This is a genomic window from Wenzhouxiangella sp. 15190, assembly GCF_003417465.1.
Lineage (GTDB): Bacteria > Pseudomonadota > Gammaproteobacteria > Xanthomonadales > Wenzhouxiangellaceae > Wenzhouxiangella.
Map to the genome: position 1 here is coordinate 1 of NZ_QVMV01000035.1, position 14,154 is coordinate 14,154.

The following is a 14,154-nucleotide window of genomic DNA, read 5'->3' on the forward strand; positions in this document are numbered from 1 at the left end:
CTCGCCGCAAGAGCCTGCGAAGCAGGCCGGGCGAAACAGCCTTTGAAGTGTCGAGGCCACCACAGCGCCCGGTGGCTAAACCTGACCAGCGCCCCTGGGCGTGAAGCGCCGCGAATAACCGGAGACGGTTCAGAACCGATTCAGCCGAATCCCCATAAGCTAATCCGTGACGGTGACAACCAGCATCGGCCAAGCTCTGAGGAGGCATCAGCCATGAAAGCTCGAATCCTGATCATGATTACCACTCTGGCGGCAAGCGGCCTGGCCCTGGCCGGCGGCGGTTATGAAACGGCCCGTGTGGTCGACGTGGAACCGATTCGCGAAGTCCACCGAACGCCGGTCGATCGCGAAATCTGCCGCGAGGAAACAGCGTATGTGCGCGAGCGTCGTCACTCGCACGCCCCGACCGTGTTCGGCGCGATCATCGGCGGCGTCATCGGCAACCAGTTCGGCAGCGGCGGTGGACGCGACGCCGCCACGGCGGCCGGCGCCCTGCTCGGCGGTGCCATCGGCCATGATGCCTCGAAAGCGCGCGACGGGCGTCGCTACCCGGCCACCCGCGAACGCTGCCGGATCGAGCGCGACTGGCGCGAGCGCACGGTCGACAGCGGCTATCGCGTCACCTATGAATACGGTGGCCGGCTGCATCGAACCACGATGGCACACCCGCCCGGCGACACCATCCGCGTGCGCGTTTCCGTCGACCCGGTCGACTGAATCCGGTCTACTCGAACGGACCGTAGTCGAGTTCATGGGGCGGCGGGTCGCCGCCTTCGCCCTTGAGGTAGTGATTCATCCAGCGCATCAGGCGCAGGCTGTAGTCCCAACGGCTGGCGGCGCGGCTATTGCCGTGACCTTCGCCGGGATAAAGCACCAGGCGCGCCGGCGGCGGATCTTCCTGCAGGGTGAGATAGCGATAGAGAATCCGGGACTGGGTCGGATCGACGCGCGGATCGGCCGCGCCGTGCAGGATGAGAATCGGCGTCTGCGCTCGTTCGACGTAGTAAATCGGGCTCGCCTCCCGATAGAGCGACCAGTCCTCCCAGGGCCAGGTACGGTAGTGGACTTCGTAGAGTTCCTGCGGGATGTCGGAGGTACCAAGCATGGCGATCTTGTCCGACAGCCCGACGTTCATGACGGCCGCGGCAAAGCGTTCGGAATAGTAGGTGGCGCCCCAGGCGGTGGCGTAACCGCCATACGAGCCGCCGGTGATACCGACACGATCGCCGTCGACCCAGCCCTGCTCGATCAGGTGATCGACGCCGTCGACCAGGTCGTCGAATTCCTCCCTGGCCGGACGACCCTGTGAGCGCAGGGCGAACTCGACACCGCGACCCGTACTCCCCCGGTAGTTGGGGTAGAACATGAAGTAACCTTCGGCCGCCGCGTGCTGGGCCGGCAGGTTGTAGCTGGTCAACCAGCCATTGGAATAATGGCTTTCGGGGCCGCCGTGGACTCCCAGGATCAGCGGATAACGTTTGCCCTCGGAATAGTCCAGCGGCCACACCAGCAGGCCCTGGATCATGAGACCGTCCCGTGCTTCGTACTCGATGACCTGCTGGCGCGCCAGCTCGACCTCGGCCAGCCAGGGATTGCTTTCGGTCAGGCGTTCGGCGCCATCGTCATCCAGCAAGTGGACTTCCCGGGGGTATCGGGGTGTGGAACCCGCCGCTACGATGCGCCCGCCGCGGGCCTCGACGGAAGTGGCGATCAACCCGGTCTCGTCCAGCAACGTTTCCGGATTGCTGCCATCGGCCCCGATTCGCCCGATCCGGGCTTCGACGCCTTCGTGACTGACGAAGACGATCTCGTCACCGGCCCAGTCGATGTCGATGACATGTCCTTCCAGGCCGGGCATCAGATGCGTCCATTCACCGCCGTCGTCGTCGGTTACCAGCAGTCGGCCGGCCCGGGTGTCCTTGATGGTCTCGGTGCCAATCAGGGCCAGGTGCCGGCCGTCGTCGCTCCAGGCGATATCGGCCAGCTTGCCGGGATTGTCCACCCGGCCGAGCTCCTCGCCGTCGGGGGAGACGATCCGGATCCGCTGGAACATCAAGGTGTCGTCGACGAGCTGGCGAGGCGTGACACGCAGGGCCAGCCGGTCGCCGGCCGGTGACCAGTCAGCCGCCTGGACGGAGCCGTCGACCTCGATCCGCCGCGGCTCGTCATCGCCTTCGAGATCGTGAATCCAGAGATGGCGCGGGCGCCACTGCTCCTCGAAAATGATCGCGTCGAAGCCTTCCTCGCGAAGCTCCTGAACCTCTTTCGGCTCGGATTCGGCGGCCACCAGCGCCACCGCGCTGCCGTCGGGCGAGAAGCTGTAGTCAACCACACCCTCACCCACGGTCGCCACGCGCTGCGCCTCACCACCGTCGACCGGGATGCGGTACAGGCTCGGATGCTCGTCATCGCCCCGCTTGTCGATGAAGGTGATGGCCGAGCTGTCCGGTGTCCAGCCAATATTGCCGACCGACACGTCGCCGGTGATGAAGCCGCGCACCCTGCCCTCGGCATCGACCAGGTGCAGTTCCTGCCAGGCGGAACCGTCCTCGTCTTCGGCGAGGTCACGGGGTACGGCGCGCGTGAAGGCGATTTCCTGCCCATTTGGGCTGAGCGCCACTTCCCGAACCTGCTCGAGCCCGGCGATTTGCTCCAGGCTCATGCCCTCAGCAAGCAAGGGTGGAGCCGAAATCAGCAGGAGGAGCAGTACTGGGAGTCTGGTTGGAGTCATGTTTCTTCCTGACTTGATGGATTCACAACAGGGAAAGATACCAGAGACACGACAACCCGGCACAGGCAGGACTCGGTTACACTTTTGCGCCATGAAGTTTTCGCTACCGACACTGCTTGCCATCCTGACTGTCGCCGTCCCGGGACTGCCTCCGCTCGCCCAGGACAACGGCGCGGATGAGGGCAAGGCGTTCCACCGGGTCGAGGTGATCGCGTTCACGCACGCCGGCGGCGAAAACGACGCCTGGCCACTCGAACAACCTGCCGATTACACCGACGCCCTGGATCCCGCCTGGCAGGCATTCGCCCACCAGCAGAGGCTCGAGCGGGCCGAAGACGGCGAGGACACCGAAAGTTCGGATCTGGAAGCGGCCCTGAGCGTGGTCGACACCATCGCCAACCTGGAAAGCGGCGAGCAAACCGTCACACAAGCCCTGCTCTATCCCGAACCCTGGCGAGCGCTCGAAACACTTTCCGAGCCGATGGAGCGGGCCAGGGGGCGACTGCAGCGCTCCGGCGCTTACCGCATGCATGCCTGGCTTGCCTGGTATCAGCCGGTGGGACAGGGTTCGCGGGGGAAAGCCGTCCGCATTCATGACGATCAGCTGATTGGTGTCGACTGGGTCAGCCTCTCGGCCACCGGCCGATTGCTGCGCGACGGCCGGCCGGTCGAGAACGTCGAGGAGCTGACGCCGGCATTCCACTACCGCCTCGACGGCTTCATCCGGTTGCGCCAGCGCCAGTACATGCATGCCGATGTCACGCTCGACTGGCGGTCGCCGGCAGCGGTCGGCCCCACGCCCTTTCCGGTAGCGATCCGCGACGCCGAACTCGAAGTCCACCGACTCGATCAGAGCCGCACCATACGTCCCGATCGATTCGAGTACTTCGATTCTCAATGGATCGGGCTGCTGTTGCGCGTCACCCCCTACGAACTGGAACCGCCCGAGGAAGAAGCGGAGACGTCCGATGAAGAAGCCCAATCACCGTGAGGGATAGATTTTTCGCCAGCACTCGCCTGGAGGATATCTACAAGAAGCTGGTCAACGAGGAAGACGCACGCGTGTGCAAGGACATCGACGAGGATGCCTGCCGCGTGGTGCCCGGCAATTTCCTGCTCCAGGTCATCACCCAGTTTTTCACCAAGCTCGGCGATGCCATCGCCAATCCCAAGACCATCCTGGCCTGGCTGCTGGCCGCCCTGTCGGCACCGGGCGTTTTCACTGCCTTCCTGGTTCCCGTCCGCGAGTCAGGGTCACTAATCCCGCAACTGGTCATCGCCAGTTTCGTGCGGCGCCAGGCCGTGCGCAAGTGGACCTTCGTGTTCGGCAGCATCCTGCAGGCCCTGTCGGTACTCGGCATGGCCATGGCCGCCGTTACATTGACCGGTACCGCGGCCGGATTCGGTCTCCTGTCCGCTCTGGTGCTGTTCAGTCTCTCGCGCGGTCTGTGCTCGGTCGCATCCAAGGACGTGCTGGGCAAGACCGTGCCCAGGACCCGACGAGGCCGGGTCAACGGCTGGTCGCAATCCCTGGCCGGTGCGATCACGATCGGCGTGGGCATCATGCTGCTGCTCGATGGCAGCGAAGGCGGCGACAAGAACGTCTACCTGCTGCTCCTGCTGATCGCTGCCGGGCTCTGGTTCGTGGCGTCGGTCTCCTACGCCCTGATCCGCGAATTCCCCGGCGCCACCGAAGGCGGCGGCAATGCGCTGACCGAGGCCGTCAAACGCCTGGGCCTGCTGCGGAACGATCCGGATTTCCGGCGTTTCGTCATCGCTCGCTCCCTGCTGCTGTGCTCGTCGCTCAGCGCGCCCTTTTTCATCATGCTCGCCCATGAACGCACCGAGGGAGCCCTCGTGGTGCTGGGTCTGTTCGTGATCGCCGACGGCTTCGCCAGCCTGGTCTCCGCACCCTTCTGGGGACGCTTCGCCGACATATCGAGTCGGCGGGTGATGGTGCTGGCGGGTTCCTGCGCCGCCCTGGTGGGTATCTTCCTGGTCGGCACGGTCCACGGCCTGCCGGCGCTTGCCGGCAGTGCATGGCTCTACCCGCTGTTTTTCTTCCTGCTGGCGATCGCCCACGCGGGCGTTCGGCTGGGCCGCAAGACCTATATCGTGGACCTGGCCGGCGGCAACAAGCGCACCGATTACGTGGCCGTCAGCAACACCGTCATCGGCGTCGTGCTTTTGCTGACCGGCAGCGTCGGCGCACTGACCACCGTCATGCCGACCTCCGGCATCATCCTGATCCTCGCCGCCATGGGCCTGGCCGGCGCCTGGCTGAGCAGTCGTCTTCCAGAAACCCAACAGCCCTGATGTGCGGGCTTCCTACCCCTCTTCCCAGGAAAGCGTCTCACCGTTTCGAACATTCGAATTTCGATCATTCGAATGTTTGTTTGTGATTTGGTGCTTCGAATTTGAAAATTTCGACTGGATCCACAGCACGGCGTTCAAGTATGGCAAGGCGTCTTGGGAGGCCTCGAATTGAATCGTTGCCTCACCCAGGCGGCCATTTCATCTGGCGGCCGCCGAGCAGGTGCAGGTGGATGTGGAATACCGACTGGCCGCCCTTTTCATTACAGTTGAACACCAGGCGATAGCCGTCCTCCGACAGCCCTTCGTCGGCCGCGAGCTGCCTGGCGATCAGCACCATCCGCCCGACCAGGGCGGCATCGTCGGCCTCCAGGTCGTTGATCGTGGGGATGCGGCGCTTGGGTACGACCAGGATATGGACCGGTGCCTGCGGATCGATATCGCGAAACGCCAGGATTTCCTCGTCCTCGTGGACGATGTCGGCGGGAATCTCCCGGTCGATGATCTTCATGAACAGGTCGTCTGACATGGGCTTGCCTCCTAGTGGTGCACTAAGGTCAGGAATGTTCGGACTGTTCGACGGCGGCGATGACTTTCTCCGCCGCGGAATCGGCACCGGGCAGATGCTCGGGCGAATCCGACGGCCAGACCGCCACACGCAGCCGGCTGTAGAACGGACCGGGATCGACCCCGATCACGCGCGCGCCGTTGCGGGCGCGGTCGGCCTGGAGGGTTTTTACCATCTGTCGCCGCCCCGCCTGGGCCACGCCGAAAGCGCCCCAGCCACCGGGATGATCGAGACAATGGCCGTCATTCACGAAAACGATCGTCGAGTCGGCCGTCATCAGCGGCGAAAGCACGGCGGTGAGCATGTACGGTGCGGTCAGGGAGGTTTGCACGATTTCGAGCCATTCGCCGGGCTGTTGCTGGAGCATCGGCCGCAGCGCCTGGAAAGTCGCGGCATTGTGAACCAGTACGTCGATGCGGCCGAACTCCGCTTCCACCGCTTCGGCCAGGCGCTGGTAATCGTCCGGACCGGCACCCGCGAGATCCATGGGCATCAGTGCCGGCGCCCGTCCATGACGTTCCTGTAGCTCATCATGCAGGGCATCGAGCGCCCCGGACTGACGGTCGAGCGCAATGCAGTCGGCACCGCCGGCCATCACCGGTTTGACCAGGGCGCTGCCGAGGGCACCGGCCGCACCGGTGATCAGCCAGACCTTTCGCGTGGAATCGTTCATTCGCTTGTCACCGATAGCAGATCGTTGCAGGCGCAGCATTGTCGCAGATTCGCTGCGCCCGGGTAGCCCCGCGCGGCGGCGCTTCGGCGCTACAATGAGGGCATGCCGTTCTACGAATACGTCAGCATCGATCCTAACGCCGGTTGTGACTACTGCGGCAAGCCCGTCACGATCCTGCAGAAGATCGACGACCCGCCCATGGAGAAGTGCCCATATTGCGGACAGGCCGTCCGGCGGGTGATCTCCCCGCCCAACCTAGCCGGACAGAATTCACGTGCGCCTTCGACCAGCGAAGTCGAGAAGGCCGGTTTCACGCAGTACCGCAAGATCGGCAAGGGCGTCTACGAGAAGTCGGCCGGCAAGGGCCCGGATATCATCAGTTCGGACTGACGCGGGACGCTGCACCGCGCCGCAGGCGCCGGGCCTCGCGCCAGGCGCACCAGACATTCCCCATGTGTCCGGATTGCACGCGCCGCTCGAGAATCCGCCGTGGATGACGCGCCAGGGCCCGGGCCAGGCGACGGTCCAGGGCGTATGCCACCATCAGATGCCGTTGCCGCCAGCATTCTTCGGCCGATCTGTCCTCGAGGGCGGCAGCGACCCGCCTCGCGCCATCATCGAGCCAGGCCCGCACCATACCGTCGAAGCCGCGGCCGGATGATCGAGCCAGTACGTCTTGCCGGGCAACCTGGTACTCGGCCTGCAAATCCAGGGGCACCAGCCAGCGATTGGCGCGCGCATCGATCCCGAGATCGCGCACCAGCCTGACCAGGTAGGCGTAGCCACCCAGGGTGGCCCAGTTGTCGAAGGACTCGCTTTCGGGATCGACCAGTTCTGTTTCGAGTGCCGCGGCCGGCCCGCCCAGGGCCATGCAATGCCGCCAGGCGTCGTCGCTGCGTTCGAAACGCGGACTTTCGAGGGTCTCCATGACGTTGACGATCAACGGATCGAAGCGTTCCGGGGCAAGCCGGTCGGCCGCGCCGCTGGCCACCAGGGCTTCGATGGCCGGATGCGGGGAACGTTCACGCAGCGCATCCCGCCACCAGGCGAGCTTCTTGCGGCCGACGTCGGGGTCGCTGACCGTGTCCGGAACCGCAGCGATCTCGGAAATGAGCGTTCGCAGGGCCACGATGCCGTCCTGCCTTCGCTCGGGCGCGAAGTGCAGCGATGCGGCCAGCGGACTGCCCCGGCCGAGCATGCGTTCCCGGCACCAATGCATCGGCTGCTCCATCAGCCCGCCTCCCTCGCACCGAGCCAGGCCAACAATTCTTCGGGCCGATCGATCACGGCATCGGCATTCCAGTCGCCGGGACGCTCGTCCTTCGGGATGTAGCCCCAGGCAGCCACCACCGTGGGGACCCCGGCGGCGGCGCCGGCCAGCACGTCACGGCGGTCGTCGCCGACAAAAACGGTTCGCTCCGGCTGCGCATCGAGGCCCCGACAAGCCGCCAGAACGCCTTCGGGATCCGGCTTCGACCGTTCGACCCGGTCGCCGGTAACCAGGCAGCCGAAATCCCCGCCCCACCCGGCATGTTCAAGCACCGGCTCGGCGAAACGACTGATCTTGTTGGTCACGATACCCAGGTGAATGCCCCGCTCCCGCAGGCGCTCGAGCAGCGCCTCGATACCTTCGAACGGGGCGGAATGGACCCAGCAATGCCCGGCATAGAAATCCAGCAAACGGTCGCGGGCGTTGTTGCGCTCGGCTTCGGTCAACGCCCCCCAACCGGGCAGCCCGGCGGCAAGGATGCCGACGGCGCCCCTCGAGACGTGCTCGCGCAGCTGGCCGTGATCACTTGGCGGCAGGCCGAAGTCGGCACGCACGGCATCCAATGCGGCCAGAAGATCGGGCGCGGAGTCGATCAGGGTGCCGTCCAGATCGAACAGCACGGCCTCGGGAAACGCGGCCGAAGCCATGGCTCACTCCGGCCGTGTGGCGTGGAGGAAATAGTTGACCCGGGGTGCACCGCCGATGTGTACGGTGCGCGAGAACGGGTTATAGCTCATGCCGGTAATGTCACGCACATCCAGGCCGGCCCGCCGGCAGGCTTCGGCCAGTTCTTCCGGTCGGATCAGGCGGTCGTAGCGGTGGGTGCCCCGCGGCAGCAAGCGCAGCACGTACTCGGCGCCCACGATCGCCGCCGCCCAGGCCATGGGCGAGCGATTGATGGTGCTGAACAGCAGCGTTCCCCCGGGCCGGCACAACCGGGCGCATGCCGCGACCGTCTGTGCGGGATCGGGCACGTGCTCGAGCATCTCCAGGCAGCAGACAACGTCGTAAGTGGCCGCTTCGTCCCGTGCCAGCGTCTCGGCGGTGACGTGCCGGTAGTCGATCTCGAGCCCGCTCTCGGCCATGTGCAACCGGGCCACTTCGAGCGCACGCCCGGCTGCGTCGATGCCGGTCACTTGTGCGCCGCGGTGGGCCAGGGCCTCGCTGAGCACACCGCCGCCGCAACCGACGTCGAGGACCCGCTTGCCGTCCAGGTCCACGCGTTCGGACAGGTATTCGACCCGGGGGGCGTTCATGTCATGCAGCGGCCTGAAGTCACCTTCCGGATCCCACCAGCGTGCGGCCAGGGCGTCGAACCGGTCGGATTCGCGCGGATCGACGTTGTCCTGTTTCGTACCGGCGTTCACGACTTCACCGCCCGGGTGCCGCCCTGGTCGCTCTCGAACAGCCGCCGGCCCCACTGTGCGGCTTCGCGCGCGGTTCGTTCGGCATCGAGCGTGGTCAACTCGCCTCGTTCGACCACGCGGCGGCCATCGATCCAGACATCGCTGACCTGGCTTCGGGAAGCCGCATAGACCAGGTGCGAAATGACGTGATGGACCGGCGCGGTTGCCATGGCGGACAGGTCGACGGCGGCCATGTCGGCCCGTTTGCCCACCTCGATCGAACCGATGCGGTCTTCCTGGCCCAGCGCCCTGGCACCGTTGATGGTGGCCATGGACAGGGCGCGTTCGGCCGGGACGGCTTCGGGGTCGCCGCTGGCGCCCTTGGCCAGCAGAGCCGCCAGGCGTGTTTCCGCGAACATGTCGAGGGTATTGTTGCTCGCCGCACCGTCGGTGCCGATGGCCACGTTGACGCCGGCGGCGTCGAGATCGGCTACCCGGCAGATGCCGCTGGCCAGCTTCAGGTTGGACGCGGGACAGTGCAGGACGTGAACGCCCGAACGCGCCAGCCGGGCAATATCGGTATCGTCAAGCTGGGTCATGTGCACGGCCAGCAACCGGTCGGTCAGGAGGCCGAGCGAATCCATTCGATCCAGCGGGGACAAGCCGTACTGATCGAGGCTGCCCTGGATCTCGCCGGCCGTCTCGAGCAGGTGGAGATGGACGGGGATCTCCATTTCCTCGGCCAGGGAGCGAATGCGGTGAAAGGCATCGTCGGTGACCGTGTACGGCGCATGCGGCGCGAAAGCCGATGAAACCAGCGGCATTTCCAGCAACTGCTGATGCATGTCGAGGCCGCGGCGGAAATACTCGTCCTCGGTCTGGGCCCAGGCCGTCGGCACCGAAATGATCGGAATGCCGATACTCGCGCGCATGCCGGCCCGATCGGCGGCCGCCGCCGTCACATCCGGGAAGAAATAGTTGTCGTTGAAACAGGTCGTGCCGCCGGCGAGCATCTCGGCCATGGCCAGGTCGGTACCGACACGGACGTATTCAGCACCCACCCAGCGCTGCTCGGTCGGCCAGATGTGCTGCTCAAGCCAGCGCATCAGCGGCAGGTCGTCCGCCAGTCCGCGCATGAGAGCCATCGCGCTGTGGGTGTGTATATTGACCAGCCCCGGCATGAGCGCATGATCCGGCAGGCGTGTGACGGTCGCATCCGGATGCGCCTCGACCAGTTCCCCGGCCGGGCTTACGGCCGCAATGCAGCCGTTCTCGACCAGCACAGCGTGGTCCTCGAGAACGACGCCTTCCGGACAGACCGGGACGACCCAGCGCGGCAGCAGAACTTCAGTACCGGCGGTCATCGCATCAGTCCTTGACCCGCGACATGTACTCGCCGGTGCGTGTGTCCACCTTGATCACCTCGCCTTCCTGGACGAACAGCGGCACCCGCACCGTCGCACCGGTCTCTAGTTTCGCCGGCTTGCCACCGCTACCGGAGGTATCGCCCCGCAGGCCCGGATCGGTCTCGACGATTTTCAGCTCCACGAAGTTGGGGGGCAGGATCTGGATCGGCGAGCCGTTCCACAACGTGACCTGGCACATGTCTTCTTCCTTGAGCCACTGGGCCGAATCACCGACGACCTTTTCGTCAGCGGCGATCTGTTCGAACGACTCCGGATCCATGAAATGCCAGAACTCGCCGTCGCTGTAGATATACTGGATCTCCTTTTCGAACACGTCGGCGGCCTCGACCGAATCGCCGGACTTGAAGGTTCGCTCGATTACGCGGCCGGTCAGCAGGTTGCGCACCTTGACCCGGTTGAAAGCCTGGCCCTTTCCGGGCTTGACGAACTCGTTCTCGACGATGTTGTAGGGATCGCCGTCGAGAATGATCTTGAGGCCTGACTTGAACTCGTTGGTGCTGTAGGTTGCCATGAAGACTCCGGATTACAATGACGCCCCGGCCGCGACGGTCGGGGCGATGATTTCTCGGGATACCATTTTCAATGAAGTCGCATAGTTTAGCGCGAACGGCATTTGCACCCAAGCCAATCGACTGGCGGGATCATTTGCGCCAGGCCGCCCGCAATCCCGCCGAACTGCTCGAAAGGCTGGGACTGGCGCTTGCCGACGAGCCTGCAGGCAGCCGCTTTCCGATGCTGGTACCGCAGCCGTTCATCGACAGAATGCAACCCGGCGATCGCCGGGATCCGCTGTTGCTCCAGGTACTCCCCGACCGCAGTGAGGAGGACCGCGTCTCCGGTTACAACGACGATCCCGTCGGCGACCGGGCCAGCTCGGCCGGCCGCGGCTTACTGCACAAGTATCGCGGGCGGGTGCTGCTGGTCGCCACGGGCGCCTGCGCCGTCCACTGTCGCTACTGTTTCCGCCAGGCCTTCCCCTACGCCACTGAACATGCCGGAAACAATCATTGGCGCCCCGCCCTGGAGTACATCGCCGGTGACGAAAGCATCGAAGAGGTCATTCTCTCCGGCGGCGATCCCCTGATGCTGCCAACCGGCCGGCTGCAGGAACTGACGACACAGCTGTCTGCAATCCCGCACATTCGCCGGCTGAGAATCCACACCCGCCTGCCGATCATCCTGCCCGACCGTGTCACCGGGAATCTGCTCGACTGGATCGGCAACCTGCCCTGGCCGACCGTCATGGTCGTCCACGCCAATCACGCCAACGAGTTCGATGATGCGGTCGACGAAGGCATTCGCGGGATTCGCGGTCGCGGCGCTCACGTGCTCAACCAGGCCGTCCTGCTGGCCGGCATCAACGACTCGGCCCCGGCCCTGTCCGGCCTGATGCGGCGATCTTTCGCCGCCGGCGCGCTGCCCTACTACCTGCACCTGCTCGATCCGGTATCAGGCGCCCAGCGATTCGAAAGCGACGAGTCACGCGCCGTGGACATGATGGAGACACTTCGACGCGAACTCTCGGGTTATCTTGTACCCAGGCTGGTCCGCGAAGTGGCCGGTGAGCCCTACAAGCTGCCGGTACTTTAACCGGCCGTCCAGCGACGATAAGATTCCAGGCAACAAGAAACACAGGCAACCCCGATGGCCAATCAGCCGACCGAAATCCGCATCCTGACCGTTACCGACGACCCCTCGGCACCGCGCCAGCTCCAGCAGATGCTCGGAGACGACGCCGGCGTGCGCACCCTGTTCGCCGATACCGGCAACGCCGTATCGCGAACCTTCGAGTCAGAACGGGTGGACATGGTCGTGATCCATGTCGACTCGGCCGACCTGCCCCTTTTCGAGGCCAGCGTGCGTGCAGCCCGGGAACAGGATCGCTTCGTACCGATACTGGCGATGATCGAAGAGGAAGACAGTCGCTCGGCCATGGCCGTGGCAGCGGTCGGCGTCGAAGGCTTCGTCAACGAAACCGGGTTACGGCAACTCAAGCGACTGGTCTTGAGCCAGGTCGAGTCGCTCCGGGCACGCAAGGACGCCGAGCAGGCCTTGAAGAGCCTGGCCGACATCGAGGACCGTTACACGCTCCTGCTCGACAGCTCCAGCGAGGCCATCGCCTATATCCACGAAGGGCTGCACATCTACGCCAACCGCGCCTATCTCGAACTGTTCGACTTCGAGTCCTTCGAGGATCTCGAAGGCCTGTCCATGCTCGACCTGCTCTCGTCCAGTGAAGACGGACCGGATCTCAGGCAGGTACTCAAGGCCATCGCCCGCGACGAGCTGCCGGAAGAGGAGTTGCTGCTCAATGCTCACCGCCAGGACGGCCCGGCCTTCACGGCCTCGGTCGACTTTTCGCCCGCCCGTTACGGCGGCGAATACTGCGCACAGATGCTGGTGCGCGAAAAGATCTCGCAGGCCGACCCCGAACTCGAGGAAGAACTGCGCAAACTCAAGACCTCCGACCTGCTCACCGGCATGCTCAATACGCCGGCATTCATCGAGTTGCTCAACCAGACGGTCAAGGGCCGGTCCAACACCAGCGGCTTGTCGATGCTGGTCCTGTCACTGGACAATCACGACAATCTGCTCGACAAGGTCGGCGTGGGCGCAACCGACGACCTGGTGCGTGAAACATCGGAACTCTTCCGTGACGTCGTCGGCGAGGAATACACGATGGCGAGGCTGCGCGATCACACCTTCGCGCTCGTCGCCGACTGCAAAGACCGCAGCGAGGCCGAGAAACTCGCCAGCGAAATCGTGGAGAACTGTTCGGGCCGGATCATCGACGTACGCGACAACAGCCTGACCGTTTCGGTCGCGGTCGGCCTGGCCGTCGCCGGCAGCGAATTGCCGCATCCCGAAGCCCTGATCGAACAGGCCGAGTCGGCACTGGCCGAGGCCCTGCGGGCCGGCGGCAACGGCTTCGTGCGCTACCGCCCGCGCGTTTCGGCGGAGGGCGACGAGGACGACGCGGCCTGGGCCGAACGCCTGCGCCATGCGCTCGATCACGACGAATTCGGCCTGGTGACCTCGCCCATCACCAGCATGGAGGATGACGATTTCCTCATCAGCGAGGTCGAAACCCGCCTGCGCCCGGAAGACAGCGACGAGGTCATTCTTCCTTCGGTTTACATGCATATCGCATCGCGAGTCGGGCTGGCGACGAAGCTGGATGCCGAAATGATGGACCGCCTCCAGGCACTGGCCAGCGAACGCAAGAACGAGGGTGGCCAATGGCTGGTCCCGCTGAGCCTGGAAACGATCAGCAACGAGCAGTCCGCGCTCGACCTGTTCAAGCGCCTGGGCGACGCGGCCCTGGATCCGAAACGGATGATTCTCGGCTTTCGCGAAGCCGAAATTCGCGAAAAACTGAGGCCGGTTCAGTCCTTCATCGAACGCTTCCGTGAAAGCGGTTGCCGCTTCGCCCTTTGCGACGTCGGGCCCGACGCCCCGGCCGAAAGCCTGCTGCGCCATCTCGATCTCGATTTCCTGCGGCTCGCGCCGGAAATGATTCAGGACCTGAGCGACAACGAGGACCTGCGCCACAAACTTTCCAGCCTGGTCAGCGAGGCACGTCAACACGAAACGCGCATCATCGCACCCCAGGTCGAGAACACCGGCGATCTGGCCACACTGTGGCAGTTCGGGATTATCCTGGTCCAGGGGGAGTTTGTACGAGAGGAGGCTTCCGCTTAGCCCGGAGTTACCTTGGGTGACTGTTGCCACCGCACGCGGTGGTGGTCTCGACAAGTCAACTGCGGTTTCGCCCGGCGCGCTTCGCGCGCTCTTGCGGCGAATTCCTTTTGCCTCGCGCGGCAAA

14 protein-coding genes are annotated in these 14,154 nt (G+C 64.8%); 6 read left to right on the forward strand and 8 right to left on the reverse strand.

The features are described 5' to 3' along the window. Window positions 1–213: 213 nt before the first annotated feature. Complete coding sequence (locus tag DZK26_RS09930; RefSeq protein WP_116897306.1) at window positions 214–717, forward strand: glycine zipper 2TM domain-containing protein; 504 nt, start codon at window positions 214–216, stop codon at window positions 715–717. Window positions 718–724: 7 nt separating this feature from the next. On the opposite strand, the gene DZK26_RS09935 is transcribed toward DZK26_RS09930, so the two are convergent. After that, window positions 725–2,731 carry a S9 family peptidase gene (locus DZK26_RS09935; RefSeq protein WP_181918278.1) on the reverse strand — a complete coding sequence of 669 codons (2,007 nt, stop codon included), beginning with the start codon at window positions 2,729–2,731 and terminating at the stop codon, window positions 725–727. A 91-nt stretch (window positions 2,732–2,822) separates the two neighbouring features. On the opposite strand from DZK26_RS09935, the gene DZK26_RS09940 reads away from it, so the two are divergent. Together DZK26_RS09940 and DZK26_RS09945 are read left to right on the forward strand one after the other, a co-directional pair. Further along, window positions 2,823–3,722 (forward strand): CsiV family protein, encoded by a 900-nt coding sequence (locus DZK26_RS09940; RefSeq protein WP_181918279.1) that lies wholly within the window; start codon window positions 2,823–2,825, stop codon window positions 3,720–3,722. After that, window positions 3,719–5,047, forward strand: a complete 1,329-nt coding sequence (locus tag DZK26_RS09945; RefSeq protein ID WP_116897309.1) for an MFS transporter — start codon at window positions 3,719–3,721, stop codon at window positions 5,045–5,047. The genes DZK26_RS09940 and DZK26_RS09945 overlap by 4 nt, the downstream gene beginning before the upstream one ends. 181 nt (window positions 5,048–5,228) lie before the next feature. Here the strand turns inward: DZK26_RS09945 and DZK26_RS09950 are convergent, their stop codons facing one another. After that, window positions 5,229–5,573 (reverse strand): histidine triad nucleotide-binding protein, encoded by a 345-nt coding sequence (locus DZK26_RS09950; protein ID WP_116897310.1) that lies wholly within the window; start codon window positions 5,571–5,573, stop codon window positions 5,229–5,231. 28 nt (window positions 5,574–5,601) lie between these two features. Further along, the gene (locus DZK26_RS09955; protein ID WP_181918280.1) at window positions 5,602–6,285 is read right to left on the reverse strand and encodes an SDR family NAD(P)-dependent oxidoreductase; all 684 of its coding nucleotides are present in this window, start codon (window positions 6,283–6,285) and stop codon (window positions 5,602–5,604) included. Between the two features lie 102 nt (window positions 6,286–6,387). Between DZK26_RS09955 and DZK26_RS09960 the strand changes: the two genes are divergently transcribed. Then, entirely contained in the window at window positions 6,388–6,675 is a 288-nt protein-coding gene (locus tag DZK26_RS09960) for an FmdB family zinc ribbon protein (RefSeq protein ID WP_116897312.1), read from the forward strand. Here DZK26_RS09960 and DZK26_RS09965 read toward each other — a convergent pair. The 5 genes from DZK26_RS09965 to efp are packed head-to-tail and all read right to left on the reverse strand — an operon-like array spanning window position 6,662 to window position 10,839. Next, on the reverse strand, window positions 6,662–7,516 hold the full coding sequence (locus tag DZK26_RS09965) for a squalene/phytoene synthase family protein (protein WP_116897313.1): 855 nt from the start codon (window positions 7,514–7,516) through the stop codon (window positions 6,662–6,664). The genes DZK26_RS09960 and DZK26_RS09965 overlap by 14 nt on opposite strands. Beyond that, entirely contained in the window at window positions 7,516–8,202 is a 687-nt protein-coding gene (locus DZK26_RS09970) for an HAD family hydrolase (protein WP_116897314.1), read from the reverse strand. The genes DZK26_RS09965 and DZK26_RS09970 overlap by 1 nt, the downstream gene beginning before the upstream one ends. A 3-nt stretch (window positions 8,203–8,205) precedes the next feature. Next, window positions 8,206–8,922, reverse strand: coding sequence for a bifunctional 2-polyprenyl-6-hydroxyphenol methylase/3-demethylubiquinol 3-O-methyltransferase UbiG (ubiG, locus tag DZK26_RS09975; RefSeq protein ID WP_116897315.1), 717 nt, complete (start codon window positions 8,920–8,922; stop codon window positions 8,206–8,208). After that, window positions 8,919–10,265: a TRZ/ATZ family hydrolase gene (locus DZK26_RS09980; protein ID WP_116897316.1), complete on the reverse strand. Its 1,347-nt coding sequence runs from the start codon at window positions 10,263–10,265 to the stop codon at window positions 8,919–8,921. The genes ubiG and DZK26_RS09980 overlap by 4 nt, the downstream gene beginning before the upstream one ends. Window positions 10,266–10,269: 4 nt before the next feature. Continuing rightward, window positions 10,270–10,839, reverse strand: coding sequence for an elongation factor P (gene efp, locus DZK26_RS09985; RefSeq protein ID WP_116897317.1), 570 nt, complete (start codon window positions 10,837–10,839; stop codon window positions 10,270–10,272). A gap of 71 nt (window positions 10,840–10,910) precedes the next feature. Here efp and epmB point away from each other — a divergent pair, with 71 nt between their 5' ends. Together epmB and DZK26_RS09995 are read left to right on the forward strand one after the other, a co-directional pair. Then, on the forward strand, window positions 10,911–11,918 hold the full coding sequence (gene epmB, locus DZK26_RS09990) for an EF-P beta-lysylation protein EpmB (protein WP_116897318.1): 1,008 nt from the start codon (window positions 10,911–10,913) through the stop codon (window positions 11,916–11,918). Window positions 11,919–11,972: 54 nt separating this feature from the next. Continuing rightward, the gene (locus DZK26_RS09995) at window positions 11,973–14,030 is read left to right on the forward strand and encodes an EAL domain-containing protein (RefSeq protein ID WP_116897319.1); all 2,058 of its coding nucleotides are present in this window, start codon (window positions 11,973–11,975) and stop codon (window positions 14,028–14,030) included. Window positions 14,031–14,154 lie beyond the last annotated feature (124 nt).

What these genes read in the sequence shown, in the direction of transcription:
- DZK26_RS09930 (WP_116897306.1), top strand. Translation starts at nt 214, where the DNA reads ATGAAAGCTCGAATCCTGATCATGATTACCACTCTGGCGGCAAGCGGC.
- DZK26_RS09935 (WP_181918278.1), bottom strand. Translation starts at nt 2,731, where the DNA reads ATGACTCCAACCAGACTCCCAGTACTGCTCCTCCTGCTGATTTCGGCT.
- DZK26_RS09940 (WP_181918279.1), top strand. Translation starts at nt 2,823, where the DNA reads ATGAAGTTTTCGCTACCGACACTGCTTGCCATCCTGACTGTCGCCGTC.
- DZK26_RS09950 (WP_116897310.1), bottom strand. Translation starts at nt 5,573, where the DNA reads ATGTCAGACGACCTGTTCATGAAGATCATCGACCGGGAGATTCCCGCC.
- DZK26_RS09955 (WP_181918280.1), bottom strand. Translation starts at nt 6,285, where the DNA reads ATGAACGATTCCACGCGAAAGGTCTGGCTGATCACCGGTGCGGCCGGT.
- DZK26_RS09960 (WP_116897312.1), top strand. Translation starts at nt 6,388, where the DNA reads ATGCCGTTCTACGAATACGTCAGCATCGATCCTAACGCCGGTTGTGAC.
- DZK26_RS09965 (WP_116897313.1), bottom strand. Translation starts at nt 7,516, where the DNA reads ATGGAGCAGCCGATGCATTGGTGCCGGGAACGCATGCTCGGCCGGGGC.
- DZK26_RS09970 (WP_116897314.1), bottom strand. Translation starts at nt 8,202, where the DNA reads ATGGCTTCGGCCGCGTTTCCCGAGGCCGTGCTGTTCGATCTGGACGGC.
- DZK26_RS09980 (WP_116897316.1), bottom strand. Translation starts at nt 10,265, where the DNA reads ATGACCGCCGGTACTGAAGTTCTGCTGCCGCGCTGGGTCGTCCCGGTC.
- efp (WP_116897317.1), bottom strand. Translation starts at nt 10,839, where the DNA reads ATGGCAACCTACAGCACCAACGAGTTCAAGTCAGGCCTCAAGATCATT.
- epmB (WP_116897318.1), top strand. Translation starts at nt 10,911, where the DNA reads ATGAAGTCGCATAGTTTAGCGCGAACGGCATTTGCACCCAAGCCAATC.
- DZK26_RS09995 (WP_116897319.1), top strand. Translation starts at nt 11,973, where the DNA reads ATGGCCAATCAGCCGACCGAAATCCGCATCCTGACCGTTACCGACGAC.